This window comes from Pseudooceanicola aestuariicola (genome assembly GCF_045763785.1).
Taxonomy (GTDB): domain Bacteria; phylum Pseudomonadota; class Alphaproteobacteria; order Rhodobacterales; family Rhodobacteraceae; genus Pseudooceanicola.
In genome coordinates, this window is sequence record NZ_JBJGSF010000001.1 from 556,096 (window position 1) to 577,085 (window position 20,990).

19 protein-coding genes and 1 pseudogene are annotated in these 20,990 nt (G+C 62.3%); 8 read left to right on the top strand and 12 right to left on the bottom strand.

Translation table 11 applies throughout. The features are described 5' to 3' along the window. Positions 1–45: 45 nt before the first annotated feature. Positions 46–366 (bottom strand): DUF6280 family protein, encoded by a 321-nt coding sequence (locus ACI3GR_RS02565; protein ID WP_009805987.1) that lies wholly within the window; start codon positions 364–366, stop codon positions 46–48. A 210-nt stretch (positions 367–576) separates the two neighbouring features. On the opposite strand from ACI3GR_RS02565, the gene efp reads away from it, so the two are divergent. Further along, complete coding sequence (efp, locus tag ACI3GR_RS02570; RefSeq protein ID WP_407492366.1) at positions 577–1,140, top strand: elongation factor P; 564 nt, start codon at positions 577–579, stop codon at positions 1,138–1,140. Positions 1,141–1,207: 67 nt separating this feature from the next. Here efp and ygfZ read toward each other — a convergent pair whose 3' ends face one another. Then, positions 1,208–1,960, bottom strand: a complete 753-nt coding sequence (ygfZ, locus tag ACI3GR_RS02575) for a CAF17-like 4Fe-4S cluster assembly/insertion protein YgfZ (RefSeq protein WP_407492368.1) — start codon at positions 1,958–1,960, stop codon at positions 1,208–1,210. Between the two features lie 61 nt (positions 1,961–2,021). Here ygfZ and ACI3GR_RS02580 point away from each other — a divergent pair. After that, positions 2,022–2,627, top strand: a pseudogene (locus ACI3GR_RS02580) (glycosyltransferase); the annotation flags it as partial. Here ACI3GR_RS02580 and ACI3GR_RS02585 read toward each other — a convergent pair. From ACI3GR_RS02585 to ACI3GR_RS02595, 3 genes are all read right to left on the bottom strand, one after another. After that, a complete protein-coding gene (locus tag ACI3GR_RS02585) occupies positions 2,563–4,473 on the bottom strand; it encodes an ABC transporter ATP-binding protein (protein ID WP_407492370.1) in 1,911 nt (636 codons plus the stop codon). The pseudogene ACI3GR_RS02580 and the gene ACI3GR_RS02585 sit on opposite strands and share 65 nt — an antisense overlap. Then, positions 4,470–5,162: a dual specificity protein phosphatase family protein gene (locus tag ACI3GR_RS02590; protein ID WP_407492372.1), complete on the bottom strand. Its 693-nt coding sequence runs from the start codon at positions 5,160–5,162 to the stop codon at positions 4,470–4,472. Before ACI3GR_RS02590 ends, ACI3GR_RS02585 begins: the two co-directional genes overlap by 4 nt. 92 nt (positions 5,163–5,254) lie before the next feature. After that, a complete protein-coding gene (locus ACI3GR_RS02595; protein WP_407492374.1) occupies positions 5,255–6,376 on the bottom strand; it encodes a flavin-containing monooxygenase in 1,122 nt (373 codons plus the stop codon). Positions 6,377–6,542: 166 nt separating this feature from the next. Here ACI3GR_RS02595 and ACI3GR_RS02600 point away from each other — a divergent pair, with 166 nt between their 5' ends. Next, entirely contained in the window at positions 6,543–7,742 is a 1,200-nt protein-coding gene (locus ACI3GR_RS02600; protein WP_407492375.1) for a pyridoxal-phosphate-dependent aminotransferase family protein, read from the top strand. Here ACI3GR_RS02600 and ACI3GR_RS02605 read toward each other — a convergent pair. Together ACI3GR_RS02605 and ACI3GR_RS02610 are read right to left on the bottom strand one after the other, a co-directional pair. Beyond that, positions 7,739–7,909 (bottom strand): hypothetical protein, encoded by a 171-nt coding sequence (locus tag ACI3GR_RS02605; RefSeq protein WP_407492376.1) that lies wholly within the window; start codon positions 7,907–7,909, stop codon positions 7,739–7,741. The two genes, ACI3GR_RS02600 and ACI3GR_RS02605, sit on opposite strands and share 4 nt — an antisense overlap. 94 nt (positions 7,910–8,003) lie before the next feature. Then, entirely contained in the window at positions 8,004–9,119 is a 1,116-nt protein-coding gene (locus ACI3GR_RS02610; protein ID WP_407492377.1) for a pyridoxal phosphate-dependent aminotransferase, read from the bottom strand. 174 nt (positions 9,120–9,293) lie between these two features. On the opposite strand from ACI3GR_RS02610, the gene ACI3GR_RS02615 reads away from it, so the two are divergent. Continuing rightward, positions 9,294–10,082 carry a crotonase/enoyl-CoA hydratase family protein gene (locus ACI3GR_RS02615; protein ID WP_407492379.1) on the top strand — a complete coding sequence of 263 codons (789 nt, stop codon included), beginning with the start codon at positions 9,294–9,296 and terminating at the stop codon, positions 10,080–10,082. 23 nt (positions 10,083–10,105) lie between these two features. Here ACI3GR_RS02615 and ACI3GR_RS02620 read toward each other — a convergent pair whose 3' ends face one another. Then, positions 10,106–10,618 carry a DUF6985 domain-containing protein gene (locus ACI3GR_RS02620; protein WP_407492380.1) on the bottom strand — a complete coding sequence of 171 codons (513 nt, stop codon included), beginning with the start codon at positions 10,616–10,618 and terminating at the stop codon, positions 10,106–10,108. A 141-nt stretch (positions 10,619–10,759) separates the two neighbouring features. Beyond that, complete coding sequence (locus ACI3GR_RS02625; protein ID WP_407492382.1) at positions 10,760–13,102, bottom strand: hypothetical protein; 2,343 nt, start codon at positions 13,100–13,102, stop codon at positions 10,760–10,762. A gap of 197 nt (positions 13,103–13,299) precedes the next feature. Between ACI3GR_RS02625 and ACI3GR_RS02630 the strand changes: the two genes are divergently transcribed. Then, positions 13,300–14,013, top strand: coding sequence for a thiamine diphosphokinase (locus tag ACI3GR_RS02630; protein WP_407492384.1), 714 nt, complete (start codon positions 13,300–13,302; stop codon positions 14,011–14,013). On the opposite strand, the gene ACI3GR_RS02635 is transcribed toward ACI3GR_RS02630, so the two are convergent. Both ACI3GR_RS02635 and ACI3GR_RS02640 read right to left on the bottom strand, forming a co-directional pair. Next, complete coding sequence (locus tag ACI3GR_RS02635) at positions 13,931–14,881, bottom strand: DMT family transporter (RefSeq protein WP_407492385.1); 951 nt, start codon at positions 14,879–14,881, stop codon at positions 13,931–13,933. The genes ACI3GR_RS02630 and ACI3GR_RS02635 overlap by 83 nt on opposite strands. A gap of 155 nt (positions 14,882–15,036) precedes the next feature. Then, positions 15,037–16,407, bottom strand: a complete 1,371-nt coding sequence (locus ACI3GR_RS02640; RefSeq protein WP_407492387.1) for an L-serine ammonia-lyase — start codon at positions 16,405–16,407, stop codon at positions 15,037–15,039. A gap of 227 nt (positions 16,408–16,634) precedes the next feature. Here ACI3GR_RS02640 and rpiA point away from each other — a divergent pair, with 227 nt between their 5' ends. Further along, positions 16,635–17,423, top strand: coding sequence for a ribose-5-phosphate isomerase RpiA (gene rpiA, locus ACI3GR_RS02645; protein WP_407492388.1), 789 nt, complete (start codon positions 16,635–16,637; stop codon positions 17,421–17,423). 3 nt (positions 17,424–17,426) lie between these two features. On the opposite strand, the gene ACI3GR_RS02650 is transcribed toward rpiA, so the two are convergent. After that, complete coding sequence (locus tag ACI3GR_RS02650; RefSeq protein ID WP_407492389.1) at positions 17,427–18,263, bottom strand: DUF6692 family protein; 837 nt, start codon at positions 18,261–18,263, stop codon at positions 17,427–17,429. A 141-nt stretch (positions 18,264–18,404) separates the two neighbouring features. Here ACI3GR_RS02650 and gor point away from each other — a divergent pair, with 141 nt between their 5' ends. Both gor and hflK read left to right on the top strand, forming a co-directional pair. After that, positions 18,405–19,766 (top strand): glutathione-disulfide reductase, encoded by a 1,362-nt coding sequence (gor, locus tag ACI3GR_RS02655; protein ID WP_407492390.1) that lies wholly within the window; start codon positions 18,405–18,407, stop codon positions 19,764–19,766. A 65-nt stretch (positions 19,767–19,831) separates the two neighbouring features. Further along, complete coding sequence (gene hflK, locus ACI3GR_RS02660; protein WP_407492391.1) at positions 19,832–20,989, top strand: FtsH protease activity modulator HflK; 1,158 nt, start codon at positions 19,832–19,834, stop codon at positions 20,987–20,989. Position 20,990: the final 1 nt, after the last annotated feature.

Here is a 20,990-nt window from a genome sequence, read left to right on the forward strand (position 1 = left end):
ACGCGCCCCGGAAGGGCGCGTCTTTTTGCGCAATGTGCGTCAGGATCAGGCTGCGTCAGCCTGTTCTGCTGCATGACGGCGTTCGCTTTCTTCACGCGACAGCGCGACCGAGGTGCGGACACCACGGGAAACGAATTCCATCAGACCGGAGACAACACGTTCGTTCGGGTCGATACCGGCGCAGCTCAGCACCTCACGACCGTCACGGGAACGGGCCCAACGGGCGATTTGTTCCGGACCATTACCATACTTCTTGTCATCGGCGATGGCATCGTCCAGGGCAGCCAGGACGACGGCAGCGAACAGCTTCCGCGAGCGGTTGCCTTGTTCGTTGTTGAATGCCGTGCCGTCAACGAAATCTTTCATGTTTCGTCCTTTGTTATTGCTCTTGCAGATAGGGCGTGCCGCCGTTTATGGCGAAAATGTGTCGATTCGGGTGGGCAACTTTCTCAACCCTGCTATGCGTCAGGCGCATATCTGCGTTTTCCCCCGGCATGAGGCAAACCTTGCCACAAGCCACAGCTACAGATATAGGCACGCGTTGACAGCGATCAACCCGACAAGGCGGTATTTGACATGCCAAAGATTAACGGAAACGAAATTCGACCCGGAAATGTTCTGGAACATAACGGTGGCCTTTGGGCTGCTGTGAAGGTCGACCACGTCAAGCCCGGCAAGGGCGGGGCTTTCGCTCAGGTCGAGATGAAGAACCTGCGCAACGGGTCGAAGCTGAACGAACGTTTCCGCTCGGCGGATAAGGTGGAACGCGTGCGTCTGGAACAGCGCGACATGCAGTTCCTGTATGAAACCGACGGCATGCTGACGTTCATGGATACGGAAACCTATGATCAGGTGGAACTGCCCGCGGACCTGCTGGGCGATCGTCGCCCGTTCCTGCAGGACGGCATGACCATCGTCGTGGAATTCCACGAGGCCGAAGCGCTGAACGCCACCGTGCCGCAGAAAGTCACCTGTAAGATCGTCGAGACTGAGCCGGTCGTCAAAGGTCAGACCGCCGCGAACAGCTTTAAGCCTGCCGTGCTGGACAACGGTGTGAAGGTCATGGTGCCCCCCTTCGTCGGTCAGGACGAAGATATCATCGTGAACACCGAAACCATGGAATATTCCGAACGCGCGTAATCGCATCGGACCTGACGAAAAGGCCCCGGAGCGTTTTCCGGGGCCTTTTGCGTTGTAATGTGCCGCCCTAGGCCAGCGGCGTCACGGGCACATCGCCTGCGGTCATGCCGTTGCCGATCCGGTCGAACCGCAGGTAGGCCAGCGCGGTATCGCCTGCGACGGTCAGCAGGGTGCCTACGGGTTTGCCGTCGCGCGTAATCTCGGCCCCGGGTTCGGCGCCGTCGCCGACATGCACAAGGCGGAGCCCTTTGCGCAGTTCTGTCTTGTGCTTCATTCGCGCGGTGACTTCTTGGCCGACGTAACATCCCTTGCGGAAATCGACGCCGTTCAGCCGTTCGAACCCCATCTCAAGGATATAACTGTCGGGCCCCAGATCGACGCCGCTTTCCGGGATCATCTGCGCCACGCGGATCGCCACGAAATCCGACCCGTCATCGCCGTCCTCTGGGCCGTACAACCGCCAGCCCAACGCCGGAGAGCGCGGGTCCAGGACCGCGCCTTCGGGCGCATCGCCGGTTCCGCGACGCACTTTCAGGTCGGTATCTTCGATCTGCACATCCGCGCGCAGGCGGTACATCGACAGCCGCTGTTTCAGCATGTCGCCCCAGACCTCGGCCACATCCAGCAGCACGCCGTCGCCGTCCGAGATCAAAAAGAAATCCGCGATCAACTTGCCCTGAGGGGTCAGCAGGGCCGTGTAGACCGGGCCATCCGACAGTTTTTTCAGATCGTTCGTGACGAGGTTTTGCAGGAAATCATACCAGTCTGCCCCGCTGATGCGCAGGACCCGCCGGGGACCGTCTGCCTTTTCACTTGTCATTTTGCCGCTCGCTTTGCATGGGTTCGGGTCAGATATAACATTGATCCGTCCCGACAAAACCATGCGCGCCCCGATAACTGTCATCATCCCCACATTGAACGCTGCCCAAAGCCTCCCGGGATGCGCGGCGGCGCTGTTCGAAGGGTTGAACGCAGGGCTGATCCGGTCGCTGATCGTGACGGACGGGGGCTCGACCGACGATACCGCCGCTGTGGCCGAAGAACTGGGGGCCATTTATCTGAGTGGTGAGGCCTCACGCGGCGCGCAGATCGCGCGCGGTGTGGCAGAGGCGGGCAGCGACTGGTTGCTGATCCTGCACGCGGACACGCAGTTGCAGCAGGGCTGGACAGACGCGGTGGCCGGACATCTGGGCCAAGATGCGCCCGCCCATTTCACGCTAGGCTTTGATCAGACCGGGGCAGGGGCCAGATGGACGGCTGGCTGGGCCAACCTGCGCAGCCGCCTGTTCAACCTGCCCTACGGCGATCAGGGCCTGTTGATCCGGGCGGATATGCTGGAACAGGTCGGGGGCTACCCCGAGATACCGTTGATGGAAGACGTGGCGCTGGCCCGTCGGCTGCCGCGCATTACGCGGCTGCCGATCATTGCCCGAACAAGCGCCGAAAGATACGTCCGGGAAGGCTGGCTGCGCCGCGGGACGCGGAACCTGATCCTGCTTTCGCGGTATCTAGCAGGCGCCGACCCGCACGATCTTGCGCAATCTTATCGGCGGTCATCCCGTCCGTCCTGAACTGCAGATCGTGTAGACGGGCGTAAAGGCCACCGCGCTCCAGCAGCTCTTCGTGGGTGCCCTGATCGACGACCTGACCCTTGTCCATGACGACGATCTTGTCGGCCTCGCGCACGGTAGAGAGCCGGTGGGCGATCACCAGCACGGTGCGGCCATGGCTAAGCCGGTCCAGCGCGTCCTGCACCACCTTTTCCGATTCCGCATCAAGGGCCGAGGTCGCCTCGTCCAGCAGCAGGATGGGGGTGTCACGCAAAAGGGCGCGGGCGATGGCGACGCGCTGGCGCTGACCGCCAGACAGGTTCGACCCACGTGGGCCGACTGGGCTGTCGAGACCATCCGGCAACTTGGGCAGGAAGTCCGTGACATGGGCGTCGTCCAACACCTGCTGCAGCTTTTCGTCCGTCACATCTGTCCGGCCCAGCAGGATGTTTTCCCGCAGGCTTTCGTCGAACAGCGCAACATCCTGCGACACGACTGAAATCAGCCCGCGCAGATCCCCCAGCGAAAGATTGGACACCGAGGTGCCGCCAACGGTGACGCTGCCCTGTTGGGGTTCGACCAGCCGCGCCAGAAGGTTGAACACGGTGGATTTGCCCGCGCCCGAGGCCCCGACGAGCGCTGTGGTCTCTCCGGCCTTGGCGGTCAGCGTCAGACCGTGCAACACCTGTGCGTCGCCATAGCTAAGGTCCACGTCGCGCAGCACCACGTCAGGCACGCCGTCGGGCAGCGCTGCAGGTTTGGCGGGCGACTGGATCGTCGGCACCACGTCCAGCAGGTCGCGGATCCGTTCGATCCCGGCGGCGGCCACCTGCCAGACGCCCGTAACGGTGCCCAGACGGCGCAGCGGTTCAAAGGCAAAGCCAATGGCGGTGAAGAACGACATGAAATCGCCCACGGTCTTTTCGCCCGAAATGATCTCTCCGCCGCCAAAAACCAGCACGCCCAGAAATCCGACGCCCGCCATGATGTCGATCAGGCCAGGGATCGCGGCTGTGCCAAGGGTGGCGCGCACCTCGGCCCGGACGAAATCGTTCGTCAGCCCGGTGAACTTCTTCGACTGATAGTCTTCCAGTCGGTTCAGCTTGACCGGGATGATGCCGTGAAAAACCTCGTCCAGCCGGGTGGCCTGTTTCGCGCCCAGATCGCGCGCCTCGCGGGCGCGACGGCGCACGAACCGCTGCACAAGGATTGACGGCAGCACTAGAATAGGTGCTCCGACCAGCGCGATCAGGGTCCAGCGCCAGTCTACGGAAATCGCCACGCCCATCAGGATCACAAGGGCCACGGCGTCGCGACCCGCGCCCGTCAGGATCGAATTCCAAACGTCGTTGATCGACGACACGTCGCTTTGAACCCGCTGGATCAGGTAGCCCGGCGGATGAGACTGGTGAAACAGCCCGTCCTGCCGCATCAAATGCTTCAGCAGATCAATCCGGATCTCGGCCGAGGAATACTGCGATATCCGCGCCAGCAGCACCTTCTGCGCCATCGACGCGACGGCCCGCATGATAAATATCCCGAAGATCGCCGCGCCGACCCAGCCAATGGCACCGGCGTTGCCTTCGATGAAGACGGTGTCGAACATCGGTTTCATGATGTAGGACAGCGCGCCCAGCATCGAGCCTTCGAGCGACATGAAGAACAGCGCCGCCAGCATCCACCATTTGTATTTGTGCAGGTAATCGCGCCACAGCCATCCCAGCAGGCCACGTGCCTCGGGGCTAATGGGGGGCGGGGGCGTGTGTTGCGGCGTATCGGTCACGCGATCCCCCGGGCTTGATTGAATGACGACTGCATCGTCTGGTGATCGTATTCTGTCCGCACCCAGTCTTCAAAGCTGATTTCGCCCTGTGCCTGACGCGCGGCATAGGTGTCGAGGATATGGTCGAGGATCCCGGTCATCGTGCCTTTGAAGTGCAGATAGCGCGGGGCCAGCATCCGGCGGGCCTGTGCGACCGTCTCTCCCTGAAACTCCATAAGGTAGATCGCGGCGGCAAAGCCTGACCGGTCGGCGCCGGACTTGCAGTGAAGCACGAAGGGCTTTTCGGCATGGCGCATCGCGTCGATCAGGTCGAGGATGTGCTGCTTGGGCGTGGCCGAGCGCGCGACCAGATTGCAATCGATCAGCGTCAGGCCAAGGTGGTCGCAATCTTCGCGTTCGATCAGATAGGTGGCATTCGGGTCCGATCCCCGCAGGTTGATCACCGTTTTGATCCCAAGCGCTTGTATCCGCGTCAGATGTTTGCGGTCTGGGTGGTTCGACCGATAGACGCCCGGCGCGACCAGATGGAAATTGCGCCAGACCTTGCGCAGGTATCCGTGGTCGAAAAAGTCGATGTAGAACTGCGCGCGTTTCCGGGCCGCAGGCGTATCGGGGGCCACGTTGAAGGACGCACGCAGGTTTCTTTCCCACGCCTTCAGCGACGTTTTGATGTTGGCAATCAGGCCCATCTTGATCCGGAGGCTGCTCCGGGTTCCTCCCGGTCCGCCCCATTTAGGTTACCCGGCCATTGGGGGCAAGCAATCCCGCCCGCGCCGCCGCGTCAGTCCAGATCGGGCAGCGTCGGCGCAAGGAGTGAGGCGATAACCTGCGCCTCTTGCCCGCTGGCGCTAAGTTGACCGGACGACGACGCGCGGTAGGAACAGAAATACAGGCCCGGAACGCCCGACGGCCCGCCGCTGACCTTGGGCGCGCCTGCGTCGTCCAGCGCGGCGCAGTCGTCCCCCAGCAGGGCGCGCAGGTCGGCGGTATATCCCGTGGCCGCGATGATCGCGTCTGCCGCAACCCGGTCACCATTGGCAAAGGTGACCTCTGCCCCGTTCAGCCGGTCGATCCCCGGCATGACCTTGATCGCCCCGTCCTTAATAGCACCGAGCGCCCCGACATCGATCATCGGAACGCGCCCATCCTCGGCCACCATGGTGGCCGGGCCCTTGTGATAACGTTGCAGCCCGTAATCTTCGGGCCGCCCCACTTTGGCCCTCAGGACCGGCGCGGTCAGCTTGTCAGCCACGCGCGGGCCAAAAAGCTTCGCCATCAGCCCGAACGACGTGATGGGCACGCCGAACAATTCTTTCGGCAGGATCTGCACCGGCCCCCGGACAGACATCGTCACCTTGGCCCCGGACCGCGCCAGATCCAGCGCAATATCCCCGCCAGAGTTGCCAAAGCCCACGACGACCACGGATTGCCCCTTGAACGACGCGGCGTTCTTGTAGGCGGTCGAATGCAGGATCGGCCCGTCGAACTGGCCGGGCCAGTCAGGGATGCGGGGGGTGCCGTTCAGGCTGGTCGCCATGACGACAGCACTGGCCTCTTCCTGTCCTTGGCTGTGCGTCACATACCAGGTGGAGCCATGGCGGCGGATCGACGTGACCTCGCATCCGAACATGGGCCGCAGACCATGGTGTTCGGCATAATCCTCAAGATAGGCGATGACCGCGTCGCGGGACGGGTATTTGCCAGCACTTTCCGGAAAGGGCAGACCCGGCAGGCCAGATCGCCCCCGGATCGTGTGCAGATGAAGGCTGTCGTAATGGCCCCGCCAGCTAGAGCCTACTTGGTCCGCGCGCTCAAGAATGACCGGCTCGGCCCCCACCTGTTTCAGACAGGCACCAACGGCCAATCCGGTCGGCCCGGCGCCGATCACCAATACCTTCTTCATCTACCCGAACCCTTGTCCTGCCCGGACCAAGCACACCCCGCAGGGCACAAGTTGTCAACATTTGCGCGACGCGCAGAGCAGGCATCGCCAGATGTGCGCCGCAGCGGATTGACGCCGCCCACCGCGGGGTTAAACCTGTAGCGTCTTATCAGCCCAAAGGTGTCAGATGTCTCTTGCCGCAGGTCGCCCTTACCTTGCCATTCCCGGCCCGTCGGTCATGCCCGATGCGGTCCTTCAGGCAATGCACCAGCCTGCGCCCAACATCTATGAAGGCGATATCGTCGACATGGTCCGCGGCATGGTGCCCGACCTGCAACGCGTCGCCCGCACCAAGGGCAAGGTCGCGATCTACATCGCCAACGGCCATGGCGCGTGGGAAGCATCGCTGGCCAATATCGCCAACCCCGGTGATCGGGTGCTGGTCTGCGTGACGGGCCGCTTCGGCAATGGCTGGGCCGAAATGGCCGAAGGGCTGGGGCTGGAGGTGGACCGGCTGGACTTTGGCAAGAAGACCGGCATCGACGGCGCCCGTCTGGAAGAGGCGCTGCGTGCTGACAGCTCTCATAGCTACAAGGCGGTTCTGTTCAGCCATGTCGACACCGCCACATCGCTGCGCAACGATCCGCGTGTCCTGCGCGCGGCCCTAGATGCGGCGGGCCACCCGGCGCTGCTGATGGCGGATTGCATCGCGTCGATGGGCTGTGACGAATTCGAAATGGACGACTGGGGCGTGGATATTGCCATGACCGGCAGCCAGAAGGGCCTGATGGTCCCGCCCGGCCTGTCCTTCGTGTTCGTGGGCCCAAAGGCTGAAGAGGCACGCAAATCGGTGAAACGCGTGTCGCGCTATTGGGATTGGACCCCGCGCATCGACCCCGAGGCGTTCTATCAGTTCTTTGGCGGTACCGCGCCCACCCACCATCTGTTCGGCCTACGCGCGTCGCTGGACATCATCCACGCCGAAGGGATGGAGCAGATTTGGCACCGCCACGCCACGCTGGCCCGCGCCATCTGGGCTGCGTGCGAGGCTTGGGGGGCGGACAACGGGGCGCTGCGCATGAACGTGGCCGACCCCAAGCTGCGCAGCCACGCTGTCACGGCCTTGGGCCTTGGGGGCAAAAACGGGCAGGCACTGCGGCAATGGGTGGCCCAGAACGCGGGCGTAACCCTAGGTATCGGTCTGGGCATGGAATCCGAAGAAGACCCCCGTGGCGAAGGTTTCTTCCGTATTGGTCACATGGGTCACCTGAACGCGCATATGGTGCTGGGCATGCTTGGCACGCTTCAGGCCGGGATGACGGCGATCGGGGCGCATATCGGGCCGGGCGCGCTGGACGCGGCAGCCACCGTGATTGCCGAGGCTTAACGCTTGGCCAGCCAGTCGATGCCACGGTTCATCACCCAACTGACGGCCATCACGGCGACCAAACCAAAGAGCGCCCAGATCACGCCGAAGATCCACAAAAGGTTGAAGAACCCCATCACAAGCGTGGCGTTGGTGTAATCAGGGACAGAGCGTCTTTGGTCGTTCACGGGCGTAATCCATGCGCGGGGTGGGCCTATAGTTTAAAGCTTAGGCCGCATTTCCCCTGCGTCACGAAAAAATTGCCGCCGTCTGTGATGGCCGTCAGGCTCCGGCAGCTTCTTGCGCATCGGCAAGTGCGGGACCGAAGGCTGCGCGCAGCACCTCCATATCCTCGGGCTCGCCACAGCTGATCCGGATGCAGCGATCCTCGGGCGCGACAAAGGGCATCCGCACAAAGACATCGCGGTCGGCCAAAGCCTTGACCATCGCTCGCGCCAGATCGCCATCCCCGCCCAGATCGACGGCGACAAAGTTGGTGGCCGAAGGCAGAGGCGTCACCCCGTGATCCCGCGCGATTTCCGCAATCGTTTCGCGCGACGCAGCGACCTGATCCACGACCTGTGCCAGATACTGCTGATCTTCCAACGCGGCCAGCGCACCGATCTGCGCGCTGCGGTTCATGCCGAAGTGATTGCGGATCTTTTCGAACGCGCGGATCGTGTCGGCATTCCCGATGGCATAGCCCACCCGCGCGCCGGCCATACCGTAAGCCTTTGAAAAGGTGCGCATCCGGATGACGCGCTCATCCTCGACCGGCAGGGGCAGACGGGCATCGGACGGGGCGGTTTCGCCGTAGGCCTCGTCCAGCACCATCAGCGTGCCGTCGTTCAGATCGTCCAGTGCTGCCGCGATCTCTTCCCCTGTCCAATAGCCGCCCATCGGGTTGTCGGGGTTGGCCAGATAGACCAGCTTAGCGTTCGTTTCGTTCGCTTTGGCAATCAGGCGCGGCAGGTCTTCGCGGTCGGCGTTGTAGGGGCACATCTCTAGCACGCCGCCATAGCCCGTGACGTGATAGTTGAAGGTCGGATAGGCCCCGGCAGAGGTCACGACCACATCGCCCGGCGACACCACCAGCCGCACAAGATAGCCCAAGAGCCCGTCGATGCCTTCGCCGACCACGATATTTTCCGGCGCAACGCCATGGTGTGCGGCCAGCGCCTTTCGCAGCGGATGACTGGTGGAATCACCGTATTTCCAAATCTCGGCGTCCGCCCGTGCCATCGCATCCAGCACCTTGGGCGAAGGGCCAAAGACGCTTTCGTTCGCGCCCAGACGCGCGCGGAAGGCGGCACCGCGCTGACGCTCCAGCGTTTCGGGGCCGATGAACGGCACACTGGCGGGCAGGCTTTGGACGAGGTCTGTGAAACGCGGCGGCATCGATATCTCCCTGAATTGCGGGCCAGATAACCGCGCAGGCCGCCGCGGGGCAAGCCCATGCCGATCGACCCGGCTTTCGTGACGTGATGTCGGGCTGGCCATGGCGTGGGCAAGACGGCACAGTGGCCGCAAATCTGCGGGCTCGCCAAGGCCTGCGCAATGGGGAGGAACACCATGGCCCGAGTCACAACCGAAATCCGCGACCACATCGCCTATGTTACGCTGACGCGGGGCGACAAGATGAACGCCGTCGATCCCGACATGGCAGAAGCCATCGTCGAGGCGGGCGAGGCGCTGAAAACCAACGACGACATCCGCGCCGTTTTGCTATCTGCCGAAGGCCGCGCCTTTTGCGCAGGCCTTGATGTGGCGAGCTTTGGCAAACATGCCAGCGGCGGCGACCAGACAGACCGCATCGTCGCGCGGACGCACGGCCCGTCGAACCTGATGCAGCAGGTGGCGATGGTCTGGCGCGAAGTGCCGGTGCCCGTCATCGCCGTCGTTCAGGGCGTGGCCTTTGGTGCGGGCTTCCAGCTGGCCTTGGGCGCAGATGTCCGCATTGCCGCGCCCGACGCAAAGTTCGCGGTGATGGAGGCGAAATGGGGTCTGGTGCCGGACATGGGCGGCATGGTTCTGATGCCGACGCTGATGCGGTCCGACGTGATCCGCCTGATGACCTACACGGCAGACCCCGTGGGCGCGGACAAGGGGCTGGACTGGGGCTTCGTGACCGAGATTGCGGACGATCCCTACGCCCGGGCCGAAGAGATCGTGAAATCCATTGCGGACAAATCGCCGTCAGGCACGCGGTTGGCGAAGGCGCTGATTGCCGTGGCCGAAAGCGGCGCGTCCGAGGCCGATGTTCTGATGGCGGAATCTGTTGAACAGGCCAAGCTGATTGGCGGCAAGCACCAGCAGGAAATCGTCATGGCCAACATGCAAAAGCGCAAGCCGAACTTTTAAAGCCAGCTGGCCAGACCTTGCGTTCAGACTTTGGTCTGGCCCTTACCGTCCCAATCCTGTTCGGCGATCCACAGTAGGAACGCCGTGTCTGCGCCGCCCATGTCCACCACGCGGAGGCCATGCATCAGCACGCCCAGCCCGTGTTCCGGGTCCCATTCGCAGTGAAAACGGAACCCGATGTAGGGCGCGCCGCCTGTCTGAAGCTGGTGCACGAACACCTCTCGCAACGCGATGACAGATGACAATTCGTTGCGCGTTGCGATGTCGGGCAAGGTTTCCTCTGGGCCGTAGTCATCCTGAAAATGCTGCTGAAACTGCGGATAAGCAGCCAACACCGCGCCCAATAGGACAGGGACCTGCGTGGCATGGTCGTTGATGGCCGTTTGGATCAATCCGATCTCTGCATCGCTCAGCGGGCTATCGTTCCGGCCCTCGGGAGCGAAGGTGATTGGCACTGTGTCTGCAGATGTAAAACCTGACCAAGCTTGGAAGGCGGCATTCGTTTGCCACGTGCCGTGGTCAAGCGTGAAGTCCATTTCAATCCATCCACTTATCAACATGCCGCATCCAACGGGTCGGCCTATGCGAAACTTTATCCGCCGCGTGGCGAAAGTGCCATCCAACAAAGCAAAAAGGCCGACGCGAACGTCGGCCTTTTTCTTGAAATATCAATCGGATCAGCCTGCGATCCGTTCCTCGGGGCGGAAGTTGATCCGGTCCGAGACGGTGAACTGACCCGCCGCGATCTTGCGCAGTTTGCCTTCGCGCAGCAGGCGGCCAAAGTGGCGCAAACCATCTTCCCGAGAGAATTCGTCCATCATCGCCTGACGGGCTTTGCCCATCAGCTGCGGGCGGGTGAATTCTTCGCGGCCTTCGACGAAGGACAGGTAGGAGGCCGCCGCTTCGAGAATGTCGGGCAGCTCGTAGGCGCCGACGCGTTCCGCGAATTCGGTAAAGGAGGCGGCATTGGCGGCAGAGGCACGGGCGTGGGCCTGTGCATCGTGCTCCATGTCGCGGGCCGAAATCTCTTCTTCCTGCTTGGCCAGATCAGCGACGCGGACGCGGCGCGGGGTGACCGGACCATCGGATTTGGCCTGCGGAATGTCGACGCGCTGTGCGGCCACCAATTTCAGCGGGGCCGGGCGGTCATCTGCACGGCGGGCCGGGGCGTCACCGCGCGGGGCGGGGCGACGGGGGCGCACGACCTGAGCCAGATCATCGCGGTAGGCGTCGGCCTTTTCGTGGCTGTCATCCTCGGCTTCGACACCGGCCTGCTTTTCGGCCTTCGTTGCGGCGACGGCGGCCCGCAGGTGGGCAATCGCGCTGCGGCGACGGGTGCCATCGCTGTCGCCCAGCTGGTTATTGGTTTCCGCAAGGATGCGATCCATGTCGCCTTCGGACCGATCCATCAGACGGCTGCGCGGGTTCACCGGTGCGGCATCGTCTTCGGCTTCATACTCAGCCTCGTCCTCTTCCCACTGGGCGATGTCATCCTCGGCGGTGACGTCGTCGTCATCCTCGGCCACATCGGCCTCGGGTTCTTCGATTGCAGTGTGACCGGCGATTTCGTTTTCCAGCGCCTTCAGCTCATTCTGAAGCTCTGCCTCGTCCTCGGGGTCCAGCGTGCTGTCACCATAGGCGCGGGGCGGGGTCTGGGGCGCGGTGTCTTCTTCGATGTCACCGTCATCGACGGCGGCCTCGAAGTCGCGGCGCTTGACCTTCAGTACACGGGCAACCGGGCGGGCAGGTTTGACAGGCGTTTCGACCACGACCGGTGCGGCGGGCGCCTCGGCGGTGTCTTCGTCGTCAAAATCGTCCTCGTCCTCGGCAACCATGGGGGCGTCGGTTTCAGCGTCGTCCTGATCGTCGGCGTCATCCTCGTTGTCCGCGTCTGCGACCACGTCGTAGGCCTCCTCATCGGGGGCGTTCGCGATGGCGAGTGCGGCGCTAAGGTCGATATCGTCGTCTTCGTCGGCGTCATATTCGTCGTCTGTCGACATCCAGCTTTCGGACACGATCGGATCATCGTTGCCCATCAGCGCGTCGGCTTCGGTCACAACGTCGTCCATCGCGTCATCGGTATCGTCTTCGACTTCGGCCACATGTGCGGGGGCCGCTGCGACCGGGTCCATCGGCGTGTTGTCGACGTCGGACAGATTGGCCAGAGCCTTGTCTTTATCCTCGGCCGCATTCTCTTCGGCGTGCTGATCTTCGCTAAAGTCAGCCTCTGCCGCCTGCGTCTTGGACACGACGTCGCGGATGCGCTGCAGCTTGGCTGCGACGGAGGACATGTCGGACGTCGGGCGCGCTGCAGGGCGGGCAGGGCGGGCGGTGGTATGGGTGATCGACCGGGCCTTCGGGGCCGGGCGCGCCGGGGCGGTCGAGGTGCTGATTGCCCGTGCTTTGACAGTGCGTGCTTTGGGGGCGGCGGCCTCTGGCTTGGCTTCGGACTGTTCGGCGAATTCCTTGGCGATGGCTTCGGCGATGGCGTCCTGCGCGTTCACCTCTTCCTCTTCGGCCACGGGTTCTTCGGCCTTGGGTTCTTCGGCCACGGTCTCTTCGGCGGTGGCGTCTTCAGCCTCTACTTCGGCGGCGTCGTCTTCGACCTCAGCGGCCTCATCAGCCATCTCGACATCGTCTTCGTCGGCGACATATGCGGGTGCATCAGCAGCAACGTCGTCCTCGGCCTCATCATCGACGATATCCTCGGCGACGGTGTCATCGTCGGACATAATCGCGTCTTCGGCGTCGGGCGACGGAAGGGTGGAGTCCTGGCGCAGTACGATACCGGTGTCGCTTTGACGGGCTTCGACGCGGCGGGCGGCCGACTGGCTGGCCAGACGGGCCAGAAGCTCGGGATCGGGGGTCGGGGGTTCCGCCCCGAAGAACCGGTCATCCGCAGCCAAGTCGCGGAAATACTCTGCAATCGCTTTCATGGTCGTGAAAGCGTCATCGAACCCTTCGAGGGTGCATGAGAACGTGCCATAGGACACGGTAAGAATTTTGTTCGACTCAGCCACTGTACTTCTCGCCTCTTGTCACTTGCCTCAACTGGGTGGGAATGTTCTTTTTCCACCTCTGTCCGGCATAAGATGCGCCCCAACAGGTTCGAATCTAAGGAAGGGGTCGTCTCATTTTGTGACAATTTCATGGAAACTGTCCACTTTGACCCCTAATCAGAGACAATCCAATCCGACGGTAACCGGGTTTATGTCCTGTGAGTGATGAACATATAGTTTGCGCCGACCAATCGGCCATCCTTTTGGGCGGCGTCTATAATGACAGCGCTTTGGCGGATGTGCGGGCCTTGCAGGACATGCCGGAATTGGCGGGCGCGGCGTGGGTCGCGGTGGACGGGGGCGCACGTCTGGCCTTGGCGGCGGGCGTTCGGCCTGACGCGGTGATCGGGGATTTCGACAGCCTGAGGGCCGAGGATCGCGCGCAAATGGATCCACAGACGCTTCACCAGATCGATGAACAGGAAACGACCGATTTCGACAAGGCGCTGCGCAATACCAGCGCGCCGGTCATCCTTGCCGCCGGATTTCACGGCGCGCGGATTGACCACCATTTGGCGACATTGTCGGTTCTGACCCGCCACCCGGACCGTCACTGCATTTTGATCGGACCAGAGGACGTGACCTGCCTGTGCCCGCCGCAGATCGACCTGAGCCTGACGCCCGGCGACTGGTTGTCGCTGTTTCCCATGGCGCCGGTCACGGGGCGGTCGATGGGGGTGCAGTGGCCGATCGACGGTCTGGACTTTGCCCCGGACGGGCGGGTGGGGACGTCAAACCGGGTAACGGACGGTCAAGTCGGCCTGCAGATGGATGCGCCCGCGATGCTGCTTATACTGCCGCGCCGGGCCCTCCGCCCTCTGCTAACGGCTTTGTCGCACTCAGCCGCGCGATGGCCCGCTCTCTCAGGATGACGTAAAGACCAGCGACCATCGTGATGGCAATACCGATGGCGGCCAGCCCGTTGGGCAGGTCCGAAAACACGATCCAGCCGATCAGCGTGGCGAAGGGGATTTCCAGATATTGCATCGGCGCCAGCGTCGTGGATGGCGCGAAGCGCAGCGACCAAGTCATCAGCAAATGGCCGAACGATCCTAGCACGCCGAGCTGCAGGTAAAGCGAATAAGCGTCCGACGGGATGGCCGAGAGGCTTAGTGCGGGCACCGCGCCAGTCAGGCCGACCCCGACGAAGGGGATCAGCAGACCCGTCGCCATCAATCCGCTGACACCCTGCATGGCGATCGGATCGGTCTGTTTCGCGATCTGCCGGGTCACCAGCATGAAAAGCGCAAAGCTGAGCGCGACGCTAAGCGGCAATAGCGCGGGCCAGCCGACCTCGGCAAAGCTGGGCTGGATGACCAGCAGCGTTCCCGCAAAGCCCACGGCGCAGGCGGCCAAGCGTCGCCAGCCGACCTCCTCATCCATGAACCACCAGCCAAGCAACAGCAGGATAAAGGGCATGACGAAGGCGATGGCGACGGTTTCCGCAAGCGGCAGGAACCTGAGCGACAGGAACATCGTCGCGACACCGACGATGTGCAGCACGGTTCTAAGGAAGACGAAAAAGGTGACCCGGCGGCTCATCCGGAAAGGCCGTGCCAACACCAGCGCAAGCGGGATCAGAAAAACGGCCTGCATCGCGAAACGCAAAACCACGACCTGAAACACCGATTGCGCCAGCGCCGCGTCGCCCAAGAGTTTGGCCGTCGCATCGCCTAGCGGCGCGACAAAGCAAAATCCCAGCATCAGGGTGATGCCCATTAGCGGGCGGTCTTGGGTCATAGGGCAGGCCTTCTTCGTCCTGCACATGATCATAGGCGTGGGGGATAGGTCCAGCGACGATCAGCCGGAATGGCTGCAAGACTGCCTGTGCGGCGCAGGTCGATGGCGCGCGGCGACGATACGGGCGTGACGTCGAAGTGACGGTGACGCGCTGCTCAACAGTTCGGCACGTTCACCGCAAGCCCGCCGAGCGACGTCTCTTTATACTTCTCGTGCATATCGCGCCCGGTCTGGCGCATCGTCTCAATCGCCGCGTCCAGCGGGACGAAGTGCTGACCATCGCCACGCAGCGCCAGGGACGCCGCGCTGACGGCTTTGATCGCGCCAAGGGAATTGCGTTCGATGCACGGCACCTGCACCAGACCCGCGACCGGATCGCAGGTCATGCCCAGATGATGCTCCAACGCGATTTCGGCGGCGTTCTCGATCTGCTCGGGCGTGCCGCCCTGCACGGCGCAGAACCCGGCGGCGGCCATAGCGGCGGCAGATCCGACCTCGGCCTGGCAGCCCGCTTCGGCACCGCTGATGCTGGCGTTGAATTTGACCAGACCGGCTATGGCCGCAGCGGTTAGCAAGAATTCCGGCACGCGCGTTTCTGACGCGCCGGGAACATGATCCAGATAATAGCGGATCACGGCTGGCATGACGCCAGCCGCCCCGTTCGTCGGGGCCGTCACAACCTGACCTCCGGCGGCGTTTTCTTCGTTCACGGCCATGGCGTAGGTGCCGATCCAATCGTTCACCACATGCGGCGCGGTCAGGTTCTGCCCGCGCTCTTCCATCAGCTTGGCATAGATCCCCGGCGCACGGCGGCGCACGTTCAGCCCGCCCGGCAGTACGCCTTCGCTGGCCAGCCCGCGGTCCATGCAATCCTTCATCACCTGCCAGATGCGGTAAGTGCCCTGCCGCAATGGTCCGGTTTTCCGGGCGGCTTCGTTCTTTTCCTTCATCTGCGCGATGGTCAGGCCGGAGGTCTTGGCCATCTCAAGCATCTCGGCGGCGGACTTGAACGGAAACGGCACCTCTGGCCCTTCGTCCTGCGCCTTGCCCGCGCTCAGTTCATCGGCGGTCAGAACAAAACCGCCACCGATGGAATAGTATGTTTCAGACAGGATGACGTCGCCTTGCACGTCCAGCGCGTCGATGACCATGCCGTTCGCGTGGCCGGGCAGGGCGGTGTCATAATCGAACCGCAGATCCTTCTGCGGATCGAACGTCAGTTGGGGCAGCGCGGGCGGAGAGATCTTTTTTGACCCGGCGATCGACAGCAGGGTCGCCTCGGCCGCATCCGCATCGAAAGTATCGGGCAGGAAACCCGCCAGCCCAAGGATCACCGCACGATCGGTTGCATGGCCTTTGCCGGTGAAGGCCAGCGATCCATGCAGTGTCGCGCGCACCCCACTGGCCGTGAACGGTGCCGCGCGCAGGCGATCAAGGAACCGGCCAGCCGCCACCATCGGCCCCATGGTGTGGGACGATGACGGGCCAACGCCGATCTTGAAGACATCGAAAACTGATAGAAACATTGGGGAAGTCCTGCGCCTGAGGTTATACCGATCCTGACGGATTCTAAAGCGATCACGCGGCTCAAAGCGACAGAACGGCGCTGATTTCCGCCGCGCGCCGTTCACATCCTTGGAATATCGGCGAAAATCCGGGCGCAATGGCGGGGCGCGGGCGCTGTGATCAATTCTGCCTCGCCCTATTCGACGGGTCCGCGTATAAGCGACGCAAAGTTTTCAGGGGATTTGGGATGAGTGGAGAGCTGTCACCCATCGACAAGGCGAAATTCGTCGCGGCCAAACGGTCGGTTGATTATGTCGAAGACGGGATGCGCGTTGGGTTGGGGACGGGATCGACCGCCGCCTGGATGGTCCGCTGTCTGGGAGAGCTGGTCCGCGAAGACGGGCTGAAGATCAAGGGCGTCCCGACCTCGACCCGCACGGCGCAACTGGCGCGCGAGGTGGGCATCGACGTGATTTCGCTGGACGAGGCGAAGTGGCTGGACCTGACCATCGACGGCGCGGATGAATTTGACGGCGGCCTGAACCTGATCAAGGGCGGCGGCGGTGCGCTGTTGCAGGAAAAGATCGTGGCGACGGCCAGTGACCAGATGATCGTGATCGCGGATATTGGCAAACAGGTCGATACGCTTGGCGCCTTCCCCCTGCCGATCGAGGTGATCCCCTTTGGCTGGCAGACGACGCAGGCGCTGGTCGAAGAAACGCTGATCTCGATGGACGTGCTGGGGCGCAATTCGACCCTGCGCATGAACGGCTCTACCCCGTTTGTGACGGATGAAGGCAACTACATCCTTGATCTGCACCTGAACCGTATCGGTGAATCCCGGCAACTGGCCATGGTGTTGAACCAGATGCCGGGCGTTGTGGAAAATGGCCTGTTCATCGACATCTGCGACAGCGTGATCGTAGGCTATGGCGATGGCCGGGTTGAGGTTCGCGACATCAATGCGGGCACGGTCGAAGAAAGCCGTCTGGATTTCCTGGAAGACGACAACCTGTTTTCCGACCTCAGCGACTAAGCCTTAGTCGCAGGCCTGAAACCCGATGTAGCCCGTCTGTGGCCCGTCCTGCATCTGAAACGTCAGGGCGGTTTCGCCGCGCCAGTCAGGGCCGGTGCTGTCCATCAACGCCATGCTGATCCCGTCACCGCTGTCAAAGCTCTGTCCATTGCCGGACACCGGCACCAGCACGTTGTTCAGCTTGATCACACCTGCACCGGTATCTGTCCAATAAAGGATCGGATCGGCCTCTTTCGTCCGAGAGAAGGTGCAGAACGATCCGTCCCCCAGCACCAGTCTTGCATCATCGGTACTGACGGGGGCAGGGTCCAACGCGGCCTTGGCGACACTGGCCAGAACCGCGTCCAGTCCACCCACCTCTGCCTGCGGGTCTTCATAGACGGACTGCACGGTATCGCCGGCCGCGACCTCTTGGATCAGCCAGCGCATCTCGGCGATTTCCTTCTGCTGCGCGCCGATGATTTCATCCGCCAGCTTTCGGACGCGGGCGTCTTGGATATTCGCCCGACCCGAGGTCATCACGGCAATCGAATGGTGCGGGATCATCGCCCGCATGTAGCTGGCCCCCGACACGGTGACCTGAGAGCGGACGAAATATAGGCAAAGCGCGAAGACAACCAAGGCGCCGCCCATGATGGCGAAATTCACCGACCGCTTGGGATACATGCCGAACATCAGCCCCATCATGACAAAGGCCATCGCCGCCCCCATCACGCCCGCCATCCAGGCCCGGGTTTCGCTGTAGAACACGTGTTCAAACGCGTAGGTGTTCAGATACATCAACCCGTACATGACAAGGGTCGACACGGCGATCATCAGGGCAAAGCGGGGATAGGTCATGGCTGTCCTTCGGATAAGTTTCTGCACACTCAACGAATTTGATGTGCTGTCTGGTTCCCCAAGGCGCTATACCTTCGGGTTGCGCTGGCCATCACGCGCCCCATGTGGGATAGGGAACACAGAACCGACGGAGACCCTGAGATGAGCGATTTTGACTATGATCTGTTTGTGATCGGGGGCGGGTCCGGTGGGGTCCGCGCGGCACGCGTCGCCGCCGGAGAAGCCGACGCCAAAGTCGCGCTTGCCGAAGAAAGCCGATATGGCGGCACCTGTGTGATCCGCGGCTGTGTGCCGAAAAAGCTGATGGTCTTTGCAAGCCTCTATGGCGAAATGGTCGACGACGCCCGCGCCTATGGCTGGGATCACGCCGACGCGTCGTTCAACTGGAAAACGTTCCAGACCAAACTGCAGGCAGAGTTGGAGCGTCTGGAAGGCGTCTATCAAAAGCTGCTGGATAATTCGGGCGTCGACCGGTTCGACCAACGGGCGACCATTGCCGATGCGCATACGGTCGAACTGGCCGATGGGACGCGCAAGACGGCCAAGCACATTCTGGTCGCCACTGGTGGCTGGCCCGTGCGCCCCGATCTAGAGAACGCCGATCTGGGTATCGTCAGCAACGATATCTTTGATCTGCCGGAACTGCCCAAGAACATCCTGATCATCGGGGGCGGTTACATCGCCTGTGAATTCGCCGGGGTTCTGAACGGCATGGGTGTCGAGGTGACACAATACTATCGCGGCGCGCAGATCCTGCGTGGCTTCGATGACGAGGCGCGTGGCCTAATCGCAGAAGAGATGAAGAACCGCGGGGTCGATCTGCATTGCGGCACCGATATTCTTGAACTGTCCAAGGATGGCGACGGCATCAAGATCAAGGCGACCAACGGCACCGAAAAGGTGTTCGATCAGGTGCTTTTTGCCACGGGTCGGTCCCCGAACACCGACGGCATGGGGCTGGAAGAGGTCGGCGTCGAACTGGGCCGTAAGGGAGAGATCGTCGTCGATGAATATTCCCAGACCGCAGTGCCTTCGATCTACGCTATCGGAGATGTGACCGACCGTGTGAACCTGACCCCCGTCGCCATTCGCGAAGGTATGGCCTTTGTCGAAACGGTGTTCAAAGGCAACCCGACCAAGCCTGATCACGATCTGATCCCAACTGCGATTTTCACCCAGCCGGAAATGGGCACCATCGGCATGACCGAAGAAGAAGCCCGCGATCAGGAACCGGTGCACGTCTACGTTTCGTCGTTCAAACCAATGCAGCAGAACTTTGCAGGCCGCAGTGACCGGGTGCTGATGAAGCTGATCGTCAGCCAAGAAACCGACCGCATTCTGGGCTGTCACATTGTCGCGCCGCAGGCGGGTGAAATGATCCAGATGGCGGGCATCGCAGTAAAGATGGGTGCGACGAAGAAGGATTTTGACAATACGGTTGCGGTTCACCCGACCATGTCGGAAGAGATTGTGACAATGCGGGAACCAACCCGTTCGACTTGAAATCCGCCTGCAAATGCACAGTTTGAAGCGGAACAACAATACGTAGGTAAGTGAGAAGGAAAGCTATGGCTGGTAATTCGGGCGGCCCTTGGGGCGGCGGCGGAAATTCCGGCGGCGGGGGGCAGCAGCCTCCGTCCGGCGGTAACAACGGTGGCGGTCGACGCCCCGAGGGGGACGGACCGCAGATCCCGGATATCGATGATCTGATGCGCAAAGGTCAGGACCAGTTGCGCGTGTTGATGGGCGGTCGCGGAAACGGCGGCGGCTCCAATGGCACGGGCGGCGGGTCTGGTGGACCCAAGCTGACGCGCGGATCGGTTATCATCGGCCTTGGTATTGCTGTGGCCCTGTGGCTGACGGCCAGTTTCTACACCGTCCGCCCGGAAGAACAGTCGGTTGAACTGTTCTTTGGTGACTATTCGTCGACCGGGACGCCCGGTCTGAACTTTGCCCCGTGGCCCTTCGTGACCTACGAAGTCATCCCGGTAACCCGCGAACAGACCGAAGATATCGGTGTGGGCGGCGGTCGTTCCGGCGATGCTGGTCTGATGCTGACGGGCGACGAAAACATCGTCGACATCGATTTCCAGGTGGTTTGGAACATCAACGACCCGGCGAAATTCCTGTTCAACCTGCGCGACCCGCGCATGACGATCCGTGCAGTATCGGAATCGGCCATGCGTGAAATTATCGCCCAGTCTGAACTGGCACCCATCCTTAACCGTGACCGTGGCGCGATTGCCGGCCGTCTACAGGACCTGATCCAGTCGACGCTCGACAGCTACGACTCGGGGATGAACGTGGTGCGTGTGAACTTTGACAAGGCCGACCCGCCGTCTCAGGTGATCGACGCCTTCCGCGAAGTGCAGGCCGCCGAACAGGAACGCGAACGTCTGACCAACCAGGCCGATGCCTATGCCAACCGCGTCCTTGCTGGCGCACGAGGTGAGGCCGCGCAGGTTCTGGAAGAATCCGAAGGCTACCGCGCCCGCGTGGTGAACGAAGCCGAAGGTGAAGCCAGCCGTTTCAGCGCCGTTCTTGAGGAATATCTCAAGGCACCCGAAGTGACCCGTAAGCGTCTTTATCTGGAAACGATGGAAGAAGTGCTGGGCCGCGTCGACAAGATCATTCTGGACGAGCAATCCGGTCAGGGCGTCGTGCCCTACCTCCCGCTGAACGAATTGCAGCGGAACCGTCAGTCCGGCCAGCAGGGAGGCAACTGAG